The following is a 19735-nucleotide window of genomic DNA, read 5'->3' on the forward strand; positions in this document are numbered from 1 at the left end:
AGTGCCTTTTTTACCGCTGCAGGGTCCAGGTCTCGAGATGCATACCGACGGAATCGATACCAGTATCCCCATTCCCTACCGCTACCAGTCACGTCATAAAATTCTGTTTCTGCGTCGATCATCTTGGGGAGATCTTGCTTTGCGCGAGGGATGCCTCGAGCGAACAGCATTCGGAAGAAGTCATCCTCGGTCATGCCCTTGGCAGCAAGAGCTTGTCGGGTTGCTTCTGCAGATACGCCTCCAACCGCAGTCCCTCCGACGCTGCCAGCAGCAGAGCCCAGTGCCTGTCCTAGCTTCCCAGCGTATGCGGCTTCAGGCGCAAGTAGCGCCACCCCTGCCAGCAGGATGAGTCCCGACCAGCCTGCCCCGAAAATCCCATTCCTTCCGCCCATCCTGCCCACGCTCCCTGTCCAACACATATTGAGGTTTGCTCCACGTTTCGCAGCAATCGATGCACGCTGACTCGAACTGACCGGCGGTAACCCGCAGTCGCGCCTGGGACATTTACCGGCCATATACTGCACGGTAGAGGCCATGGATGGCCCCCCTTCAGCAAAATCCTCCCCGCTGACAGTGACATACCCAGTGCGCGCAGCTTGACGCCAACCCGGGGCTGATCTCTATACTGTACGCATATACAGTTTTGAGACGACCGCCCAGATGGACTGCTTTACGTCTCCCGGCCGGCGGCTGTCCAGTCTCGCCCTGGCGCAGCAGCGCCTGAAGATCACTGGTTTCCAGAGCCCGGCTGAGGATCACTCGCTATTTCCTCCCTCCCTTGACGCCGCGGTGGGATGGGGTGCACCCAACATTTGGCTTTGGCTAGTCGACACCGACGATCTTGTTGGGATCGGAGTGCACCGGAACGATGTACTCGTGGTCGACCGCGCCCTCGAGCCTAGCGCCGGCAATGTAGTAATAGTGGTGGCGAACCATGAGCATCATTTGGCGCTCGTGGAGCGGGTAGCACTGGAACGACTACATCTTGCACGGGTAGGAGCCGACGGCCGCCATCGCGAAATCCTGGCCGACGAAGAGCAGGTGGAACTATGGGGAGTGATCAGCATGCTGCTCAGGAGCATGCTGTGAGCGTCTTTGCCCTGGTCGATTGCAACAGCTTTTACTGCTCATGTGAGCGGATCTTCCGTCCGGACTTGGCACAGAAGGCAGTCGTGGTCCTTTCGAACAACGACGCCTGCATCATCGCACGAAGTCGGGAGGCTAAAGCGTTGGGCCTAAAGATGGGCGACCCATACTTCAAAGTGAAGCGGTTTCTCGACCAGAGGGGAGTGACAGCCTTTTCGAGCAACTATGCGCTATACGCCGACGTGTCGAATCGTGTGATGCGGACCATTAGCACTCTGGTCGCCAGCATCGAGGTCTACTCGACGAATGTTGGTGTGACCTTACTGGAATGCCCGGCGACCTGGAGCAGTTGGGCCGGGATATTCAGGCACGAGTTCGACAGTGGGTGAATATCCCAGTTGGGGTGGGCATCGGGCCGACAAAGACGTTGGCCAAACTCGCACAGTGGGCAGGGAAGAATTGGCCGGCAACCGGCGGCGTGGTGAACCTGATGGACTCTCAGCGCCAGCAAAAACTCTTGAAACTCGCGCCGGTGGGGGAGGTGTGGGGTGTAGGCCGTAAGCTCTCCAGTCAACTCGAGACTCTAGGGATCAAGACCGCATTCGACCTTGCCAGCGCGGACCCGAGGCACATCGGAAGGATGTTCTCGAAGGTTCTGGAACGAACCGCCCGGGAACTACGCGGGGAGCAGTGGCTGAAAATGCACGATGATCCTGATCCGAAGAAAGAGATCGTGTCGTCCAAGATGTTCGGCCGGCGTGTCTACCTGCTTGAGGAATTGCGCCAGGCAGTGGCCGCGTACACCACTCGCGCAGCGGAAAAGCTTCGGGAGCAGGACTCCGTCTGCAGCGAACTTGTTGTCTCGGTTCAAACCAGCCCGTTTGCCGATCCTGCAGAACGTTACTGGAACGGGGCCAGAATGCTCCTACCAACACCAACTGCAGACACCCGCGACCTAATTCAGGCCGCAAACCAGGGCCTTCACGGGATCTACCGGGACGGATTCGCATATTCGAAATGCACCATACAACTGTGCAGGCTCAGCCAGCTGGAGGGTCTGACTCACGATATGTTCGCCCCGCAACCGCGGCGAAACGTCGACAGCCTCATGGCAACAATGGACCTGGTGAATGAACGATTCGGACGCGGGGCATTGCGGGTAGCATCAATCCCAGTGGAAGCCGGCTGGGCGATGCGGCGCGAGATGCTTTCTCCCTCATACACGACCAGTTGGCGGGAGCTTCCTCGAGCACGATGAAACACCGATCGTCAACGGTATTCCTGCAATTACCCATGAATTGACAATTATCAGCCTAGCTTACGGTGATCCGTAGAATTCTTTACTACGACGCCAGTCAAAGCCGCGCCAAACCTTCTACTCGAGGCGCGAAACCAAATAGGAATGCTCTGATGTTTTTCCCTTCTAGCGCATGACAGAGGGGAAAATCCGATGGCAATCCGATAGTATCCGGTATGAAAAATGCTCAGGAGCCGTCCCCGGTAATGTGGCGCGGCTCTATGCTGCCTGATGAAAACCCAACAATGAGGGCACAAGGATGTGTATGCCCCAACAGACACCAACGCCAATGATTGATCGCTCCCAAGTCGAGCAAAATCGCTACCTCGATTACTGCCTGAAGCACAAGGTAGAGATTTCCATCATTCTGATTTCAGGAACCCACTTCATCGGCTTTGTGCTTGATCATGATCGCAAGGGCCTTCTGCTTGGAGGAAAGCGGGAGGACAAGCCTGCTCGCTACATTTCCAAGGGTTACATCGCATTGATACGGCCCAACAAGGATGAAGAACTTGAGCTGTTCCTGGAATATCGCGGAATGGGAACCTTCCTGCAACGGAAACGGCAAAACCAGGCGCTGAAGAAACTCAAGGCTCGGGGTAGTCAGGGGGGGAAAGCGGGGGGACCAACGCCGAAAAAACTCTCGCTCCGGCCGGCCATCGATTGATGGCCCGCCGGGCGACGTCACCGCTCAATTCGTACTGGCAATCTCCAGGTGCTCTCCGGCGTACGCAATGACGATCTTAGAATCGATGATCTGAAAGTAAATGCGCATGCACACCTGGTTGCCAATGCCAGATCCAACCCGCAGATGACGCTCGAAGTACATCCGCTGGCCTTGGTAGCTGAATTCACGCTGAGCGCGCATCTTGCCGCAATTGCTGGTCGCATCCGACTCCTTGGCGACATAGGCGCCGCCAAGGAGTTCGCGTGACACAGAGTCCGGGTTGCCCGCAGCCAGGGAGTCGAAGTAGGGGTTCACCAGCGTGTCCAGCAGATCCAGCATGCGCTCGGAGTAGGCAAACTTCTCCGACGCCTTCGCCGACTTCCACGCTGACTCCAGAATCTCAACGCGATCACCGGAAGTCACCTGCAGGTACGCAAGGACGTCGACCGGAGTGATGCCCTTGCGAGTTGCAATACGGCGCAGTAGAGATGGCTCGACTTCAGGCGCGAACTGTTGAGTGGGAAGTGGCCGGGCATCCGCAGCCTGGCGAAGGCGATGAGCCTCACTCTTCGCTACCTTCAGCTCCTGCTCGAGATGCTGGTTACGGTCCTCTGCATCAGCGAGCTCACTTCGCAACTCCTTCACCACGTCAGATTCGGGAACAGGCTCCACTACCTGAACGGGCTGCTCTTTGCCTTTAGACTTGGCCTTCTCCTTGAGTTGCTCCGCAGGAGCCGCCAGGCGTTGCCAATCTGCGAAGAACTCTCGCCAGTGCTGAACCTCGGCCGCGTAGGTCTTTATTTCCGATTCGAACCACTCACGACTCGCCAGTATTTGAGTCCGGCCTTGCTCTGCAAGATCAGCCAGCTTGAGCATGTTCGCCGCGGTCAGGTTGTCACCCAGATCCTTGATTTGCGACTGAACCTTCTGGACTGCGTCCATCTGCCTCTCTGCACGCTGTTGGAACGCCAGAGGCTCCTCCTGCAGAAGACTGGTACAGATGGCTTTTCGCAAGATTTGTACTGCCTCCAGGGTTGGAGTCGGCAGTTTCTGAATAGGCTTGTTGAACAGATCACGGGTGAAGACTTTGGCGTCCAACGGAATCTCGGTCGTGGCCGAGTAGGACTCCAGAGAGTCGAGCAAGCTGTTCCAGTTGGGCGAGCCGGTATTACTGACAAAGTCGGAGTAGATTTCGTGTAGCACCTGGGAGTCGGGGCGCGCCGCCAAAAGCGTTCGTTCCAGTTCGAAAACCTTCAGCTCCGAAGACGAAACGCGAGTGAGGCCCGACTCAATTTTGGGAGCCCGCCGTTTGACCTCATTGACACAGGCAATAAAGGTTTCAGTCCCTACCGCCTGCCAAAACTCTCCAGCACCAGCTTCATCAGCCACCTCGACTCCCGCTAGGCCCGCATATCCAATCTGCCGAACCCGTGTCGACGACGTGGCGATCAGACGATCCAGCGGGTCAGGAAGCAGCGACAGAAGTGTCGTGATGGCCATGTCGATGCGGAACCCATCCGTCGACGCGAGATTGGGCCGGTGGAATGCCTTCAGCAGAGCACCAATCGTTAGCAGGGTTACGCAGTTGTGCCGAGAAAAGCCGCCATGGTCATGGAGACGCGATGTCCAAGGCCAGATCGACTCTACGGCCCGGGCAACCTCCGCTGCGCTACCTCCATTACTGAGTGATCGTATCTCGGGGAGCCTACAGAATTCGGAAAAAATCGTACGCTAAGGTTTTCCGATCTGTCGTAACGGCCTGAATTTCCCGTCTTCCAGCTTGCGGCTCTGCCGCCAGACGTAATCGCCGGTCAGGTTGACGTGCTCCCAGCCCAACGGCGACAGATACTGATATAGGTCGTTATCCACCGGCTTCCCGGCATCAGCCAGCCCTTGGGTGGCCCGTTCCAGGTAAACCGTGTTCCACAGCACTATGGCGGCGGTCACCAGGTTGAGGCCGCTGGCCCGGTAGCGCTGCTGCTCGAAGCTCCGATCCCTGATTTCACCGAGGCGATTGAAAAACACCGCCCTGGCCAAGGCATTGCGAGCCTCGCCCTTGTTCAATCCTGCATGCACGCGACGACGCAGCTCGACACTTTGCAACCAGTCCAGGATAAATAGCGTGCGTTCAATCCGGCCCAGCTCCCGCAGGGCCACGGCCAAGCCGTTCTGGCGCGGATAGCTCCCCAGTTTGCGCAGCATCAACGAGGCGGTGACAGTGCCTTGTTTGATCGACGTGGCCAGGCGCAGAATCTCGTCCCAGTGGGCACGGACGTGCTTGATGTTCAGCGTGCCGCCGATCATCGGGCGCAGCGTCGGGTAGTCCTGCAGACTATGTGGGACATACAGCTTGGTTTCGCCTAGGTCGCGGATGCGCGGTGCAAAGCGAAATCCCAGCAGGTGCATCAGAGCGAAGACGTGATCGGTGAAGCCTGCCGTGTCGGTGTAGTGCTCCTCGATCCGCAGATCTGACTCGTGATACAGCAATCCATCGAGCACGTAGGTCGAGTCCCGCACACCGACATTCACCACGCGGGTGCTGAACGGCGCGTACTGATCGGAGATATGGGTGTAGAACAGCCGTCCCGGCTCGTTGCCATACTTCGGGTTTACATGCCCCGTGCTCTGGCCTCGACCGCCTGCACGGAAGCGCTGGCCATCGGAGGATGAGGTGGTGCCGTCTCCCCAGTTGGCCGCAAAGGCATGGTTGAACTGACTGTTGACCAGTTCGGCCAGCGCCGCCGAGTAGGTTTCGTCGCGAATGTGCCAGGCTTGCAGCCAAGAAAGCTTGGCGTAGGTCATGCCGGGGCTCGACTCGGCCATTTTGGTCAACCCAATGTTGATGGCATCACCGAGGATTGCCGACAGCAGCAGCGTTCGATCCTTGGCCTGGCTACCGTCCTTCAAGTGAGTGAAGTGGCGGGTGAAGCCTGTCCACTCATCCACATCCATCAGCAGTTCGGTGATTTTGATGCGCGGCAGTAGCTGACTGGTCTTGTCGATCAGTGCTTGGGCGGTGTCCGGCACTGCCGCATCCAGCGGCGTGATTTTCAGTCCGGACTCGGTGAGGATTGCGTCAGGTAACTCGTTGTCCTTGGCCAGCTTGGCGACGGTCGCCAGTTGCTCGTCCAACAGCTGTAAACGTTCCTCCAGGTACTGGTCGCTGTTGGGGTTGATCGCCAATGGCAGCGCCTGTTCCTTCTTGAGCGCGGCAAACTTTGCGGGTGGTAGCAGGTAATCTTCAAAGTCACGGAACTGCCGAGAACCCTTGACCCAGATGTCGCCGGAGCGCAGCGCGTTTTTTAGCTCGGACAAGGCGCATATCTCGTAAAAGCGCCGGTCAATGCCTTCCGGCGTGATCACCAGCGGCTTCCAGCGCGGCTTGATAAAAGCGGTTGGAGCGTCCGATGGCACCTTGCGCAGGTTGTCAGCGTTCATCTCGCGCAGCTGCTGGACAGCATCCAGCACGCGTTGCGCTGCGGGTGCAGCCCGTAGCTGAAGTACCTCCAGAAAAGCCGGGGTGTAGCGGCGCAGCGTGTTGAAGTTCTCGCTGACCAGGTGCAAGTGGTCAAACGTTTCTGGGCGTGCAAGCTGCTCGGCATCGGTCACGCTCTGGGCGAATTCAGCCCAAGGTAAAACGGCCTCGATGGCGGCGAACGGATCGTCACCCGACGCTTTGGCATCCAGCAAGGCCTGACCTATTTTCGAGTAGAGGCGAACCTTGTCGTTGATCGCCTTGCCCTGCTTCTGGAACTGCTGCTGATGCTTGTTCTTGGCGCTGCTGAACAGCTTGATCAGGATGCGGTCGTGCAGCTCAACCAGTTCATCGATCACCGTCGCGGTGCTCTCCAGCACCATGGCCACCAAGGTGGCGTAGCGCCGTTCATTTTCGAACTTGCCCAGATCCTGCGGCGTCATTTGTCCACCTTCACGGGCAAGCTTGAGCAAGCGATTCTGGTGGATGTGCCGGTCGAGCCCTTCGGGCAGGGCCACCAGTTGGAAAATCTTTAGCCGCTCGATGTGCTCCATCATGTGCCGTGAATTCGCTTTCAATGGTGACTGCCGCAGCCAGGTCAACCAGGTGCTATTGCTGCCCGCCTTGAGGGTCAACAATTCGTCGAGCTTGTTGCGATGCGACTGATTCAGCGGCTTGATCAAGGTACGGTAGATCCTCCGATTGGCTCGTGCCACGGCTTCGGAGCAGGCACGATCAATCACCGTCAGGGAGGGCAAGATTCTCCGTTGTTGACGCAGACTCTCCAGGGCCTGCCCGGCGAGTAACAGGCTTTTGTCGGTCTGCTGGGCCAGGTGGGTCAACTCTTGTACCAGTGCACGAAAGTCGGAAAGCCCGAACGGCAGTAAGCCAAGGTAGGTGCGCAGCTCCTGGGCATGTTCACGGCGGGTGACATCGCGCTCACCGTACTTTGCCCAACTGTCAGGAGCTACCTGAACCTGTCGGGCCACCCACTCAATGACCGGATCGGGCAACACGCTGTCGCTGGCCAGTGCGTATCCGGGGTAGCGCAGCAGGCAAAGCTGAATCGCAAACCCGAGGCGATTGGCATCACCTCGTCGCTGACGGATCAGCGACAGGTCGGACTCGTTGAAGGTGTAGTAGCGGATCAGATCGTCCTGAATGTCCGGCAGTGCAAGCAAGGTGTCGCGTTCACTGGCCGAAAGGATCGAGCGACGAGGCATGTGTCAGTCATCCGTGCGTAGGTACTGGTAGAGGGTTTCCCTACTTATACCGAACTCACGGGCCAACTGGGCCTTCGGCTCACCGGCAGCGGCCCGTTGCCTGACTATGACGGTCTGTTCATCAGATAGGGCTTTCTTGCGGCCTCTGTAAGCGCCGCGCTGCTTGGCCAGGGCGATGCCCTCGCGTTGCCGCTCGCGAATGAGCGCTCGCTCGAACTCGGCGAAGGCTCCCATGACCGACAGCATCAGGTTGGCCATCGGCGAATCTTCACCGGTGAAAACCAAGCCTTCCTTCAAAAACTCGATACGCACGCCGCGCTTGGTCAGCTTTTGCACCAGGCGGCGCAGGTCATCCAGATTGCGGGCCAGGCGATCCATGCTATGCACGACAACGGTGTCACCCTCGCGGACGAAGCCGAGCAAGGCCTCCAGTTGCGGACGCTGGGTGTCTTTGCCAGAGGCCTTGTCGGTGAACAGCTTGTTCACCTCGGCCTGCTCCAGCTGGCGCTCCGGGTTCTGGTCGTAGCTGCTGACCCGGACATAACCGATACGTTGTCCTTGCAAGGGGGTCCCCTCTATTTACGGATGCGAAAGACGCACTGCTCTATTTGCAAATGGCTGATAACGTCACGGAATTAACAATGGGGGGGTAATAAAGTTTCGGGACTAATCACTAACTTTCATACTTGGCAATGTATGAGCTCAAAAATGCCCGCGATGTTAAAATATCAAATTCGCTCCCTGCATCCCGCAAGTACATAAATGCGATCTCAACATTTTCTAGGTTAAGTCGAGGGTCAAAACCGCGTTCTACTACTCGTTGCTGCCACCACTTGACGTTTTTGGGATGCATATTCAACGATATTTGGTAGATAAAAGTGGTTGTGACAGCAGCCTGCATCGTTTGTGTAGGGAAGCTTTTTAGCTGCTTAGGGATGGTCTGAAGTAGCCATATGTTTTTGGCTGACTTCGGCCACCACCGATTTTGAAAGTGACAAGTCGATCAAAAATGCTCAGATCGCTAACTCATTTCTGTCTTTTTAGCCGCTGCGAACACCTCGCGGCGGCTATTCCCCACATTACAGGCGCACCTCTCCTGCATTGCTCAGTAAATGCCGACGGGCCATCCATAGATTCGACAGCGCAAACAGTGTCACCAACTGTGCCGTATTCTTGGCCAGGCCACGGAAGCGAGTTTTCACATAGCCGAATTGACGTTTGATCACCCGGAACGGGTGCTCAACCTTCGCTCTGACTTGAGCCTTGGCTTTTTCGATCTTGCGCTTGGCTTTGTACAGAACGCTACGCTTGCCCAGTTTCTGGTAGGTGCTGCGCCGGGCGGCAATCTGCCAAATGACCTGGCGACCTTCATGCTCGGGGCGTTTCTCCACTCCGGTATAACCAGCATCGGCACAGACCACATTTTCGTCGCCGTGCAGCAGCTTATCGACCTGAGTGACATCGGCCACGTTGGCTGCCGTGCCTACCATGCTATGCACCAGGCCCGACTCATCATCCACCCCGATATGGGCCTTCATGCCGAAGTACCATTGATTACCTTTCTTGGCCTGGTGCATTTCCGGGTCGCGCTTACCGTCCTGGTTCTTGGTCGAACTCGGCGCGTGGATCAGTGTGGCATCGACGATGGTGCCCTGGCGCAGCGACAGGCCGCGATCGCCCAAGTAGCCGTTGATCACGGCCAGAATCCCAGCCGCCAGTTCATGCTTTTCCAGCAGGCGGCGGAAGTTGAGGATGGTGGTTTCGTCGGGGATGCGCTCTAGGCTCAGCCCAGAAAACTGGCGCAGGATGTTGGTTTCGTAAAGCGCTTCCTCCATAGCCGGGTCGCTGTAGCCGAACCAGTTCTGCATCAGGTGCACGCGCAGCATCGCCATCAACGGATACGCCGGACGGCCACCTTCGCCCTTCGGGTAGTGCGGCTCGATCAGAGTAATCAGTCCCTGCCACGGCACCACCTGATCCATCTCGATCAGGAACAACTCCTTGCGGGTCTGCTTACGCTTGCCGGCGTACTCGGCGTCGGCGAAGGTCATCTGCTTCATCGGGAAACTCAGGCAACGGGGTCGGCGTATTTCACCAGATTTGGGAAGTCTTCTTCAGGATTTCCCTTAGCGAGCATTGAAGATCGTTCCTGACCCATTTTTAAGGCCATTTGCTCGATGAGATGAGGCTTGATATTCAGTGCGACACCAATGCTTCGCCCAATAAAACGGACATCGCTCCCACCCCAGCGGACTACGACCAATAATATGGCTATGGCTGCGACTGTAATTAACCACCACATGGATTATCCTCAGGTTTTGAAATTTTTAGATAAGAAATTTATGTGATCAATTCATAAATGTAATTGTGCAACTCTATGAAATCTAAATTCGGTTTACAGACAGGAAATGTACGCGGGACTCTCGTAAAAAAAGTTGCAACTTATAGTTGTCGAGGGTTGAACAATATGTGGATCCTGACGGAGTGAATTCGAGATGGATCAAGATACGATGCATCGCCAAGTTGTCAGTTCTTGATGTAGCAATAATTCCATTTTTGTTTACATGTGTTACTGCGGCTTTTGCGAGAGCGTGCGCGTAACCATTGCCTCTAGCAGCAGGGACGACAAATACCCAACCCAGCTCATAAGGGAATTCCTGCTTCACTAACGGAACCCCAGATGCATTAGCCACCCTCAGACGATACCCATCATGGGGATTCTTCATTGCAGCTACTCCAACCAACTGTCCATCGGTGCGCAGGAAAACTAAGTGTTTGGCAGCCATTACCCTTTTCCGTAGCCCACCAACTGCCACCTCGCACCCTTCCGTAACCAGGCGCATGAAATCATCAATTTCATAGTCCGAGCATTCACAGGGACTCTTCAAATCAATTTGATTCATAAGACTCTCCCCTTGGTACTTCCGCAAGCGCAAAAGTCGAGAATTTTACCGATTGTGTAAGGCTGAAATCTATAACCTTTGCTATCAGGTGTCAACATTATAGTTTCAGGGCCCTAAACTGACGGATTGCTAGAAGGTGCCCTGACGTCAGTTTAGAGTATAGCCCAACCTGACATCACGCTTGACGACACATTATTATTCACTATGATTATATTTAAATCGAAACGAATCAGGACTAACCGCATATGGCAACCACCGCCAAAACCCGATCTGTCACAGCTCACGTTCCGGTTCAGCTGGCGGAAAAAGTCGATTTGATGGCTGAGCGTCTGGAGCGCTCTAAAAACTGGATCGTCAAGCAAGCCCTGTCTGCTTGGATAGACCAGGAAGAAGAGCGTAGTCGCCTGACCCGTGAGGCCTTGGCTGATGTTGACGCTGGACGCGTTATTGATCACCAAGCCGTCCAGGCCTGGGCTGACAGTCTTAGCACCGACACTCCGTTGCCGGTGCCGCGCTGATGGAATTGAAGTGGACAAGCAAGGCGCTTTCCGACATTACCAGGCTATACGAGTTTCTGGCCTTGGCGAATCAACCTGCCGCAGCACGAGTAGTGCAGCAACTCACCACAGCACCTACCACGCTTCTGACTAACCCGCGCATTGGCGAACGCCTAGAGGAGTTCGAGCCAAAGGACGTACGCCGAATTCAGATCGGCCAATACGAGATGCGTTACGAGGTAGCGGATTCAACTATTTACCTGCTGCGCCTGTGGCACACCCGCGAAGACCGATAGAGGAACGGAACACACCAACTGGCGGGCCTACGACTGATCGGAAAACCTTAGCGTACGATTTTTTCCGAATTCTGTAGGCTCNCTCGGTGTATCAACAACCTGCCTTCCACCGCTAAAAATTGATCGTTTTTTATTCAATTCCCGCGTATGGGGCGCACTGCCCCCTTTCCCCCATTGAGCCGGGCCGGGGGCGCCCGCCTGTTCAGGTCGGCTTGAGGCGGGCAACCAGCCCCGCAAAGAGTTCCTGATGCGGATAGGCCTCGCTGATCAGCACGCGGATGCGCCGGCTGTTGCGAATGATCACCGCACCGATCTTGAGCAGTTTCAAGCGCAGGTTATGGATGCTCATGCGCGCCAATGCGGTGCCCTGGAGATGATCGCGTAGCCGTTCGAACAGCACATAGGCAAAGGCCGACAGCATCAGCCGCCACTGGTTGGTCCACCAGCGTGGGCTGGAGGTGCGGTCGGCGAACAGATCCAACTGTTGGTCCTTGATCCGATTCTCCATGTCGCCACGGCCGCAGTAGTCTTCGTAGTACTGCTGGGCAGCATCCTCGGCAAAGCGGGACACGACGATGAAGCGTGGATTGGCACCCTGCTCGCCATGTTCCAGGCGCGACACGACCAGGCGGCGCCTACGCCAACTACCGGCCTGATAGAGGAAGCGATACACGCCGGACATCTTCTGCCCGGTTTCTTGGTAGGCCTCGGCGACAGCTTGCATGGCCGGCGCCGCCATCCGCTGCAGGCGGGTGTTGCGGGCCAGACCCACCACATAATCCACCTGCTTGCGGTCACACCAGTCGAGCATGCGATGTCGGCAAAAACCGCCGTCACCGCGGAACACGATGCGGGTCTCTGGCCAGAAGCGGCGAATGAACTTGACCAGCAGTGCCAGGATGGCCCAACTGTGTCGGGCGCCATCGATGTTGCTCGGGCGCAAATAGCTCACCAGCAGATGGCGACCNTACTTGCGATGTGGATATTTTTTTCAGCATCAGATCTGCTCGAAATAATTGGTTAACGATCAGACTTTTTCGGGTCAGCATCAACCGGATTGAAAGGCAGTGGTAGACGCCTAAGTGAGCGTAGCTGTCCTGCTTCAGCAGGATTTTGGTTAATTACGTCGCGCGCCCACGTATCAGCAAGGTTTTCTAAGAAACTAGCTAGGGTTGACGGTTCAGGCAGGTTCGCGCCCCCAAGCAAGAGCCATCCCTCCAGAGTGTAGAACGTTGCTGGGCGAAGCTTGACAGCTACCGTGACTTTTTTCTTTTGGGTTTCTGGCTTGGCATTTAACATATGATTCCTAGGACGCCGATATCAGCTCGTTAGCTGCGCATCAGTTTGATCGATAATGCCTCAATTTTGACCAAAGTATGGAGGCCCGTGATGCAGAGTATGACGAAGTCAGGAGCGAAAATATTGATGTTGAGCAGTAAATTGGCAGAAAAGCACTGTCGCCAAGTTTATTTCAGTGATGACCAAGTTAGTGATGATAAGTTTTATCATCAAAACAAGAGCGAAGAGGCTCGTACTTACTGCACTTCAACACTCCGGATGTCAACTTATCTATAAACGCTCTGTATCTTAATTGGCTTATTGACTTCAGCCTTTTAAATCTATTCGGAACTCATGGATAGATGAATTGGTACAAACTGTTCAGCCCAGCCGATAACATCTTCCACCGGCATAGGTTTCGCAAAACTATAGCCCTGTGCGGAGTCGCAACCTAGCCGCATCAAAAGTTTAGCTTGCTCCACCGACTCCACGCCTTCGGCAATAACTTCTCTATTAAATGACTTAGCTAAGCCAATAATAGCTATCGTCAATAATAGACTGTTTTTGTCGACAAGTATTCCACGAATAAATGATTGATCAATCTTGATTGATTGCGTCTCGAGCTGTTTGAGATAACTCAGCGAGGAGTACCCAGTCCCAAAATCATCCATTGAAAATGTAACGCCAAGTTTTTTNATGGTCGTAATAGCCATGGAAGAAGCGCCCTTCCTGATCACCATGCACCGGCACATCGGTCGCATCGAAGTCGAGCACGATCTCAGCCGGCGCCTGGTCATGCTGGGCGATGAAGTGCTCCCACAGCAGGCGATGGGCTTGCACCACCGTTTCGCGATCGGCTTGCTGTTCCAGGCGCCCCAGAGTGGATTTGCCGGCCAGCGGTTGCAGGCGGTTGACCGCAGTCTGCAGCGCGTAGTCATGGCGCAGGCCGTCATGATCGTTGAGATCCTCGTAGCCGGCGGCCAGTGCATAGATACGCTGGGCGAGCAGTGTCTGCAGTCCGTGCTGGACACGCCCAGGATCACGCCGATCGGGAACGATTTTGGCCAGGCGGCGGGTCAAGCCATGTTGCTGGTCGACCTCGCGCAGCAGCAACAAGCCCGCATCCGAGGTGATGTGACCACCGGTGAAAGAGGCCTCGACGAGGCGGCGAGAGAGGGGTGAAAAGTGGAGTTTTTCTGGTAGCATTTTGTGCGCGGCTGAAGACTTATGGGGCTTTGTTTGGCGACAAGAATCATAAGGCTTTCAGCCGTTTTTGTTTATGCGGTCATGAGAAATCCGGGCTAACAAGTACCACGGTCTCGAAAGCTGTTCTGGCTTCATTATCCNAACATTACTGATTCGACAATCTCTATATCTAACAACTGCGGTGCGGAATTTGGAAAACGGGATAATAAATCTTTCAAGTTCTCGACAAAATCTTCTCGTTGAAAATGTAAGGCTGCAATATTCACGGCCACACCCCAAGTCTGACCAACCTCCGCCCAGCGACTGATTTGAGTTAATGCCTGCTCAATAACCCAGTTGCCAATATCTACAATCAGATTAGTTTGTTCAACAAACGGGATGAAGTTTTGCGGATAGATTATACCCTCTTGCGGATGCTGCCAGCGCAGCAAGGCTTCATAACCAGTAACTGTCCCGCTGCTCAGATTTATTTTTGGCTGGTAATGCAAGCATAACTCTTCATTACGTAAAGCTTTGCTAACAAGTACCACGGTCTCGAAAGCTGTTCTGGCTTCATTATCCAGCAGCATATTGAACAAATGAAAGCAGTTACGACCTCTCAGTTTAGCTCTATACATAGCCTGATCTGCATGACGTAGGAGCGAGTNCAGCAGCATATTGAACAAATGAAAGCAGTTACGACCTCTCAGTTTAGCTCTATACATAGCCTGATCTGCATGACGTAGGAGCGAGTCTATATCGGCGTCATCTTTTGGGTAGAGGGTGACGCCGATACTTGCAGAAATATTAAGCTCTATACCGTCGATTGTATATGCAAGGGAAATAGACGTTAAAATCCTCTCCATCGCCATTTCTAATTCATTCGTATTCAATAAGCCCAAAAGAATTACGAACTCATCTCCACCTAACCGTGCGACAGTATCTTCACCCCGAATGTTTTTTTTCAGACGTTCGCTCACCTCTACCAACAAACGATCACCTATCGCGTGGCCGTATCGATCATTGATCAATTTAAAGCCATCGAGGTCGAGGATACACACAGCAAGCGAACTGTGATTCCTATGTGTTGCGGCGACAGACTGTTTAAACCGGTCGTTTAGCAAAGAACGATTAGGCAAACCGGTTAATACATCATGATCTGCGCGCCACTGCAATACTTCCATCAGCTTTCGCTTTTCTGTTACGTCGAAGCGGATAGAAACGTATTTACGTACGTTGGCTTTGCCATCGTAGGTGGCCACGATGGTGCTTTCTACCCAATACAGAGTACCGTCCTTACGAATATTACAAATTTCACCTTTCCAAACTTTTCCGCACGATATTGTTTTCCACAATTCCGCAAAGAACTCAGGTGGATGCAGAGATGAATTCAGGATACGATGATTTTGCCCGATCAACTCGTGCGCGCTATATCCAGAAATAGCACAGAATTGTTCGTTGACATAAGTAATGTTTCCCGCCATGTCTGTTTCTGAAAAAATAGCAGCCGCATCTACTGCCGCACGGTATCCTTGACTCATTTCTGAACCTCACTCACACCACAAGACACTATCTGTTGAAGCGCTCGACCAATGCGTGCAGCCCACGGGATGTGTTTTCAAGTTCACCGCCTCGAATCACTGCGGAGTGGGCATTGTTCGCTGTTTTCTCAACCGTCCCGGCGACATTGTTTATCTGGCGAGCAATATCCTCGGCGACATGGGCTTGTTCTTCTGCGGCCGCTGCCATTTGCTGGCTCATTCCAGTGATCCGTTCAACAGCCTCACGAATCCCTTGAAGAGCACTTTGGGCTTCAATAACTTGTCGTACGCCGTGGTCTGCCTCGCGAATACCCAATTTTGCAATATCAACAGCTTCATCTGCACCTTTTTTGAGGCTTTCGATGACGCTTTGGATTTGCTGAGTTGACACGCGGGTTTTACTGGCCAAGGCTCGAACTTCGTCGGCAACCACCGCGAAACCGCGCCCCTGCTCACCAGCTCTAGCAGCTTCAATGGCTGCGTTGAGTGCAAGTAAGTTCGTTTGATCTGCGATCGATTGAATCACCTCTGCGGCAGACATAATTTGCTGCGTTTCGCTGGCAAGGTTATCTACGGCAGTACTGATATTCGTTACTGTAGTCGCAAGAAGCTGTATCGCCTCACGGGAAGTCCCCGCGACTCTATCCCCTTGTTCAGCCAGTTCATTTGCGGTTTGCGCTTCATTGGCCGTTTGTTGCACATGTCCGGCTACTTCGTTGATTGATGCTGACATCTCTGTCATGGCAGCTGCCGTCATGTCCGTTTCAGCTCGCTGTTCCAGTAAGGCATGTTCAGTTTGGTTAGAGAGCAAGGACGAGTCAGCAGCGGCTTCGGCCACCTGGCTAGCTAGATCACCTAATCGAGTGAGGGCAGTTTTAAGGCGCGCATCCTCGCTTAGCAATATCATTTCTAATCTTGCTGAAGCGCCGTATCTGTCACTATATGTAAGAGCGCTTACCGGATCTGAAAATGCATTAGGGACACTTTGAATAATCTGGTTAATTAAGTTTCCCTCTCTCTTATACAACCACCATCCCATACCAAGAAAAAGCCCGGCTGTTACTGCTTGATCTAGCGCGCCTGGGAGTAGTGTTGATGCGCAAACCGAAAGTGTTGCCGCAATAATCGGTAAAGCCAGTTTTGCGAGGAACACTGCGCAGTGATGGTTCAGTGGGACGGCGTCTTTACCTGTTCGCAAGCGAGCATAAATCGTTTGTGCGCGCTCTATTTGTTCTCGACTTGGCTTGACTCGAACAGACTCATAACCCGTTAATGAGCCGTTTTCGATGATTGGCGTGACATAAGCGCTGACCCAATAATAGTCACCATTTTTGCAGCGATTTTTTACAATACCCATCCAGCTTTTGCCAGCCTTCAGATAACTCCACATAATCCCAAAAACAGCGGGAGGCATATCGGGATGTCGAACCAAATTATGCGGGCTGCCCACCAACTCTTCACGGGTGTAGCCACTTATGCTTGCAAATTCATCATTGCAGTAAATGATTTTCCCACTCGGATCAGTCGCTGAAATCAAACGTTCTGAAGCGGGGAATACCTGTTCAACAGATGTGACCGACCGACTGACTGACCGACCGACTGACCGACTGACCGACTTCATTAATTAAATTCTCTAGGCGCGCATGATGGCATAATAACATCATGCAGCAGGTTGCAGTCTACGCCAAAATCCCTATTGACAATTATGTTTATATATGGTTAATGCTTTTCATTCGAGGCGCTCATACCCCCCCCCCCAGGACTAGCGTTGTTACCAAGCTGATCCATGACTTCCTGATCCATGGCTTCATAAATCTGTTCAATCACGAGCATAAGCTTGTCAAATTCCAACAAAATCGAATTGGCCAGATCGTTGTATCCGCAGTTTTCGAGTAGAGTGGCTTGCTCCCTCATTTGATTAGCTACGCCTAGAAGCCTAGAAGCCTCGCGATTGAGAACCGCCTGACTGAAGCTATAGATCAACGTCATCACCCTCTGCAATTCCCGCATTTTTAGCTCATCCTGGATGACGGCATCGCCGTACCAAGATGCGGACGGTTCATCACTGATGACTCGAAGCTACCAGTGATATTAAGTATATCGTCCTTCAATTGTTATTCTTGAGACAGGAAATGCTGGGGATACGGTATCCGCGCCATAGGATCACCCTTCATTCATCGGCAGCCGGGTGCGGGAGTTCGCGCCCGGCCACAGTGCTTCCCAGCAGCCTGAACCACTGTGACCGATGCACTATGGCAGTGGTCGAGAGTGATTGATCTAGCCACGCTCACTCCCTATAAAGTGGAGTCGGTACTGGCCGACGATACCTACGACGACTGCCCGGCTGGTGCGCTCGACTTTGGGTTGGGATGAAGGCGAACGCGTGCCCGTGCTTAACTCGGAGGGTCGTCGTGATTCCAAGAGGTTCGGCTAAACCACTGCGCAGTGCGATCTGGCCACAGGCTAGAGGACAGGCGTTTCGACTACTATGGTTGTCCACAATATCTTAGCGTACGATTTTTTCCGAATCCTGTGGGCTCCCCTATCTCTCCCACTTCAGCACCGAGCAAATGCTTGAGGTTGGCCTCCAAGCGGCTAGCGGGGAAAAGATTGGCTGCTTCATCGGCCGGAAATGCGTCCACGATCGCGGTGAAGCACTGCGGAGAAATGAACAACGAGGTCAGCGCGGCGTGGGGCGGTACACGCATCAGCATCCGCGTATCGCCGAGGGCGGAGATCTTCGCTTTGCATATCTGTTCAAATACGCTGGCCACCGCTTTTGCTGAACCATACCAGGCCGTCCAGGCTGCGCCCTGGCTCCTCTGATTCACAAATGTCGCTGGCAGTGGAAGGTTGCCCAGTAAACGCTCACCGTTGATGCCTGGAGAGGCTCCGGCGGCGGTTAGTTGGTCAACGGAAGCTGATGTCGATATTGTCTCATCAGCCCGATTGTGGGGGAGGGTAAGGATGTTCAAGTCGGTATCACTCCGGAGTGCAGGAGCTTTCGGACTATAACGATCGAACTCTGAATTCCCACCCACACTCTGGTCCTGAACGACCTCCACCTGAGCTTCAGTGGGTGCTGTGCACTCGCTCGATTCGGGGGCGGTGACGGCCTCTACAATCGCGAGGCTGTCGACCTGCTCGGTGTTCAGGACTTCTTCGCTCTCGGTGATCTCGTCCTCGTAGATGTCGGTTGCCCGAGGCATGGGGCGGGACAGGAACTGGATCAGTTTGGGGCAAGGCGGCTCTTCAGCGATGAAGACAGGGGACAGCGCCTCATTAACCGGCCGGGCTTTGGAACCCACGAACTCAATGTCGTGTTCGTAGGAGAAGTTCTTGAGGAAACGAAGGCTGACACCAACCAGTTTGCTGACCTCTTTCATGGTCATGGTCTGGGCCAGCTCTTGGACGCGCTCCAGGAACTTGTTCTGGCGCTCCCAGTGCGCTTTCTTGGAAAGCAGGTCGAGTTGCGGCGGTAACTGGAGTTCGTCTGGCTTGAGCAACGGCTTTCGCGGCTCAACGCGCTTGGGTTCCTTAGACAAGCGGATCTCCTCGTACTGCTTGAAGATCGACTTGCTCTCCTCTTTGGTTCGGAGCTCAGGATCTGAGAACTCGATGTTGTTCCGGGCGGCATAATTGCGAAGGAACCCGGCACTAACTCCTAACAGGCGGCTGGCTTCTTTCAGCGCGAATCTGAAGTCGTTCGCATACGAGAGAACCTTGTTCCGAAACTCCTGCTTTGCAGCCTCATCCGCGGCCAGCGCCCTGGCCTGAAGATCATCGACAGAAATCGTCGCACTCGACAGCATGGTACCCCCCTCCAATGGATCAGGGGGGAACACCCAAAAAGGTGCGCTCTACTAAAGCAGAAACCGTCCCTTCGCTCTCGGCGAATGGAGGCGAAGGAACCGAGCCACAGGCTGGTACCGGCTTTAGTAGAGAGCACTGCTCCCCCCTCATTTCAACGGACCCCACGGTTGCGTAATCGCATACGCGCGGAGCTTTATGTGTCTGCTCTGAGACATCGGGCAGTGATATTACTAGGCCATGCCATCTGTGAAAAGCTTCACATCCAAATATCGGGCGCCAATTTTCCGCCGAAAATCGGCCTTTGAAGCCCTGGAGGTTTGATAAACCACTGATTTTTCTTGACCATAACGCCAGATTCATTCCCGAATATGAGAAATGAAAATGCTGGCAAAATGGCGCCAAAAAAAGCGCGTCTTGGCTTGAATCCACAGCTTGCCTCGTTATGCTGGCCATTCACCTCCACTGCTACGATGC

General features: G+C 54.2%; 14 protein-coding genes and 5 pseudogenes. 5 read left to right on the top strand and 14 right to left on the bottom strand.

The features are described 5' to 3' along the window. Positions 1-822: 822 nt before the first annotated feature. Positions 823-945 carry a hypothetical protein gene (locus LT948_RS33180; protein ID WP_255251286.1) on the bottom strand — a complete coding sequence of 41 codons (123 nt, stop codon included), beginning with the start codon at positions 943-945 and terminating at the stop codon, positions 823-825. A gap of 104 nt (positions 946-1049) precedes the next feature. Between LT948_RS33180 and LT948_RS16840 the strand changes: the two are divergent. From LT948_RS16840 to LT948_RS16845, 3 genes and pseudogenes are all read left to right on the top strand, one after another. Continuing rightward, positions 1050-2071: pseudogene (locus tag LT948_RS16840) on the top strand (Y-family DNA polymerase); the annotation flags it as partial. A 132-nt stretch (positions 2072-2203) separates the two neighbouring features. Continuing rightward, complete coding sequence (locus LT948_RS33260) at positions 2204-2344, top strand: DUF4113 domain-containing protein (protein WP_225877070.1); 141 nt, start codon at positions 2204-2206, stop codon at positions 2342-2344. Positions 2345-2648: 304 nt separating this feature from the next. After that, positions 2649-3050, top strand: a complete 402-nt coding sequence (locus LT948_RS16845; protein ID WP_172405642.1) for a hypothetical protein — start codon at positions 2649-2651, stop codon at positions 3048-3050. A 24-nt stretch (positions 3051-3074) separates the two neighbouring features. Here the strand turns inward: LT948_RS16845 and LT948_RS16850 are convergent, their stop codons facing one another. The 6 genes from LT948_RS16850 to LT948_RS16875 all read right to left on the bottom strand — a co-directional run bounded on the left by LT948_RS16850 (position 3075) and on the right by LT948_RS16875 (position 10651). Continuing rightward, positions 3075-4550 (bottom strand): hypothetical protein, encoded by a 1476-nt coding sequence (locus LT948_RS16850; RefSeq protein ID WP_069953420.1) that lies wholly within the window; start codon positions 4548-4550, stop codon positions 3075-3077. Positions 4551-4781: 231 nt separating this feature from the next. Further along, complete coding sequence (locus LT948_RS16855; RefSeq protein WP_232197098.1) at positions 4782-7748, bottom strand: Tn3 family transposase; 2967 nt, start codon at positions 7746-7748, stop codon at positions 4782-4784. Positions 7749-7751: 3 nt separating this feature from the next. Further along, on the bottom strand, positions 7752-8312 hold the full coding sequence (locus tag LT948_RS16860; protein ID WP_065348730.1) for a recombinase family protein: 561 nt from the start codon (positions 8310-8312) through the stop codon (positions 7752-7754). 515 nt (positions 8313-8827) lie between these two features. Continuing rightward, complete coding sequence (locus LT948_RS16865; protein ID WP_061203968.1) at positions 8828-9808, bottom strand: IS5 family transposase; 981 nt, start codon at positions 9806-9808, stop codon at positions 8828-8830. An 8-nt stretch (positions 9809-9816) separates the two neighbouring features. Then, on the bottom strand, positions 9817-10050 hold the full coding sequence (locus LT948_RS16870) for a hypothetical protein (protein ID WP_232197099.1): 234 nt from the start codon (positions 10048-10050) through the stop codon (positions 9817-9819). Between the two features lie 82 nt (positions 10051-10132). Further along, positions 10133-10651 (bottom strand): GNAT family N-acetyltransferase, encoded by a 519-nt coding sequence (locus LT948_RS16875; RefSeq protein ID WP_083188299.1) that lies wholly within the window; start codon positions 10649-10651, stop codon positions 10133-10135. A 245-nt stretch (positions 10652-10896) separates the two neighbouring features. On the opposite strand from LT948_RS16875, the gene LT948_RS16880 reads away from it, so the two are divergent. Both LT948_RS16880 and LT948_RS16885 read left to right on the top strand, forming a co-directional pair. Beyond that, complete coding sequence (locus LT948_RS16880) at positions 10897-11169, top strand: CopG family ribbon-helix-helix protein (protein WP_015060662.1); 273 nt, start codon at positions 10897-10899, stop codon at positions 11167-11169. Continuing rightward, the gene (locus tag LT948_RS16885; protein ID WP_057425920.1) at positions 11169-11444 is read left to right on the top strand and encodes a type II toxin-antitoxin system RelE/ParE family toxin; all 276 of its coding nucleotides are present in this window, start codon (positions 11169-11171) and stop codon (positions 11442-11444) included. Before LT948_RS16880 ends, LT948_RS16885 begins: the two co-directional genes overlap by 1 nt. A 202-nt stretch (positions 11445-11646) precedes the next feature. Here the strand turns inward: LT948_RS16885 and LT948_RS16890 are convergent. The 7 genes and pseudogenes from LT948_RS16890 to LT948_RS16920 form a co-directional block, all read right to left on the bottom strand. Further along, positions 11647-12411 (bottom strand): annotated as a pseudogene (locus LT948_RS16890) (IS1380-like element ISPa33 family transposase); the annotation flags it as partial. A 652-nt stretch (positions 12412-13063) separates the two neighbouring features. Then, a pseudogene (locus LT948_RS16895) lies at positions 13064-13414 on the bottom strand (EAL domain-containing protein); the annotation flags it as partial. A 4-nt stretch (positions 13415-13418) separates the two neighbouring features. Further along, positions 13419-13928, bottom strand: a pseudogene (locus LT948_RS16900) (transposase); the annotation flags it as partial. 146 nt (positions 13929-14074) lie between these two features. Then, positions 14075-15448 (bottom strand): annotated as a pseudogene (locus tag LT948_RS16905) (putative bifunctional diguanylate cyclase/phosphodiesterase); the annotation flags it as partial. 28 nt (positions 15449-15476) lie between these two features. Next, entirely contained in the window at positions 15477-17069 is a 1593-nt protein-coding gene (locus tag LT948_RS16910) for a methyl-accepting chemotaxis protein (RefSeq protein ID WP_232197100.1), read from the bottom strand. Between the two features lie 98 nt (positions 17070-17167). Further along, positions 17168-17458 (bottom strand): hypothetical protein, encoded by a 291-nt coding sequence (locus LT948_RS16915; RefSeq protein WP_232197101.1) that lies wholly within the window; start codon positions 17456-17458, stop codon positions 17168-17170. Between the two features lie 476 nt (positions 17459-17934). Continuing rightward, a complete protein-coding gene (locus LT948_RS16920) occupies positions 17935-19260 on the bottom strand; it encodes a hypothetical protein (RefSeq protein WP_232197102.1) in 1326 nt (441 codons plus the stop codon). Positions 19261-19735 lie beyond the last annotated feature (475 nt).

Origin of the sequence: Pseudomonas sp. CP-1, assembly GCF_021213715.1 — a bacterium.
In the GTDB taxonomy this organism is placed as follows: Bacteria; Pseudomonadota; Gammaproteobacteria; order Pseudomonadales; family Pseudomonadaceae; genus Pseudomonas; species Pseudomonas aeruginosa.

What these genes read in the sequence shown, in the direction of transcription:
- LT948_RS33180 (WP_255251286.1), bottom strand. Translation starts at nt 945, where the DNA reads ATGATGCTCATGGTTCGCCACCACTATTACTACATTGCCGGCGCTAGG.
- LT948_RS33260 (WP_225877070.1), top strand. Translation starts at nt 2,204, where the DNA reads ATGGACCTGGTGAATGAACGATTCGGACGCGGGGCATTGCGGGTAGCA.
- LT948_RS16845 (WP_172405642.1), top strand. Translation starts at nt 2,649, where the DNA reads ATGCCCCAACAGACACCAACGCCAATGATTGATCGCTCCCAAGTCGAG.
- LT948_RS16850 (WP_069953420.1), bottom strand. Translation starts at nt 4,550, where the DNA reads ATGGCCATCACGACACTTCTGTCGCTGCTTCCTGACCCGCTGGATCGT.
- LT948_RS16855 (WP_232197098.1), bottom strand. Translation starts at nt 7,748, where the DNA reads ATGCCTCGTCGCTCGATCCTTTCGGCCAGTGAACGCGACACCTTGCTT.
- LT948_RS16865 (WP_061203968.1), bottom strand. Translation starts at nt 9,808, where the DNA reads ATGAAGCAGATGACCTTCGCCGACGCCGAGTACGCCGGCAAGCGTAAG.
- LT948_RS16870 (WP_232197099.1), bottom strand. Translation starts at nt 10,050, where the DNA reads ATGTGGTGGTTAATTACAGTCGCAGCCATAGCCATATTATTGGTCGTA.
- LT948_RS16875 (WP_083188299.1), bottom strand. Translation starts at nt 10,651, where the DNA reads ATGAATCAAATTGATTTGAAGAGTCCCTGTGAATGCTCGGACTATGAA.
- LT948_RS16880 (WP_015060662.1), top strand. Translation starts at nt 10,897, where the DNA reads ATGGCAACCACCGCCAAAACCCGATCTGTCACAGCTCACGTTCCGGTT.
- LT948_RS16885 (WP_057425920.1), top strand. Translation starts at nt 11,169, where the DNA reads ATGGAATTGAAGTGGACAAGCAAGGCGCTTTCCGACATTACCAGGCTA.
- LT948_RS16910 (WP_232197100.1), bottom strand. Translation starts at nt 17,069, where the DNA reads ATGAAGTCGGTCAGTCGGTCAGTCGGTCGGTCAGTCAGTCGGTCGGTC.
- LT948_RS16915 (WP_232197101.1), bottom strand. Translation starts at nt 17,458, where the DNA reads ATGCGGGAATTGCAGAGGGTGATGACGTTGATCTATAGCTTCAGTCAG.
- LT948_RS16920 (WP_232197102.1), bottom strand. Translation starts at nt 19,260, where the DNA reads ATGCTGTCGAGTGCGACGATTTCTGTCGATGATCTTCAGGCCAGGGCG.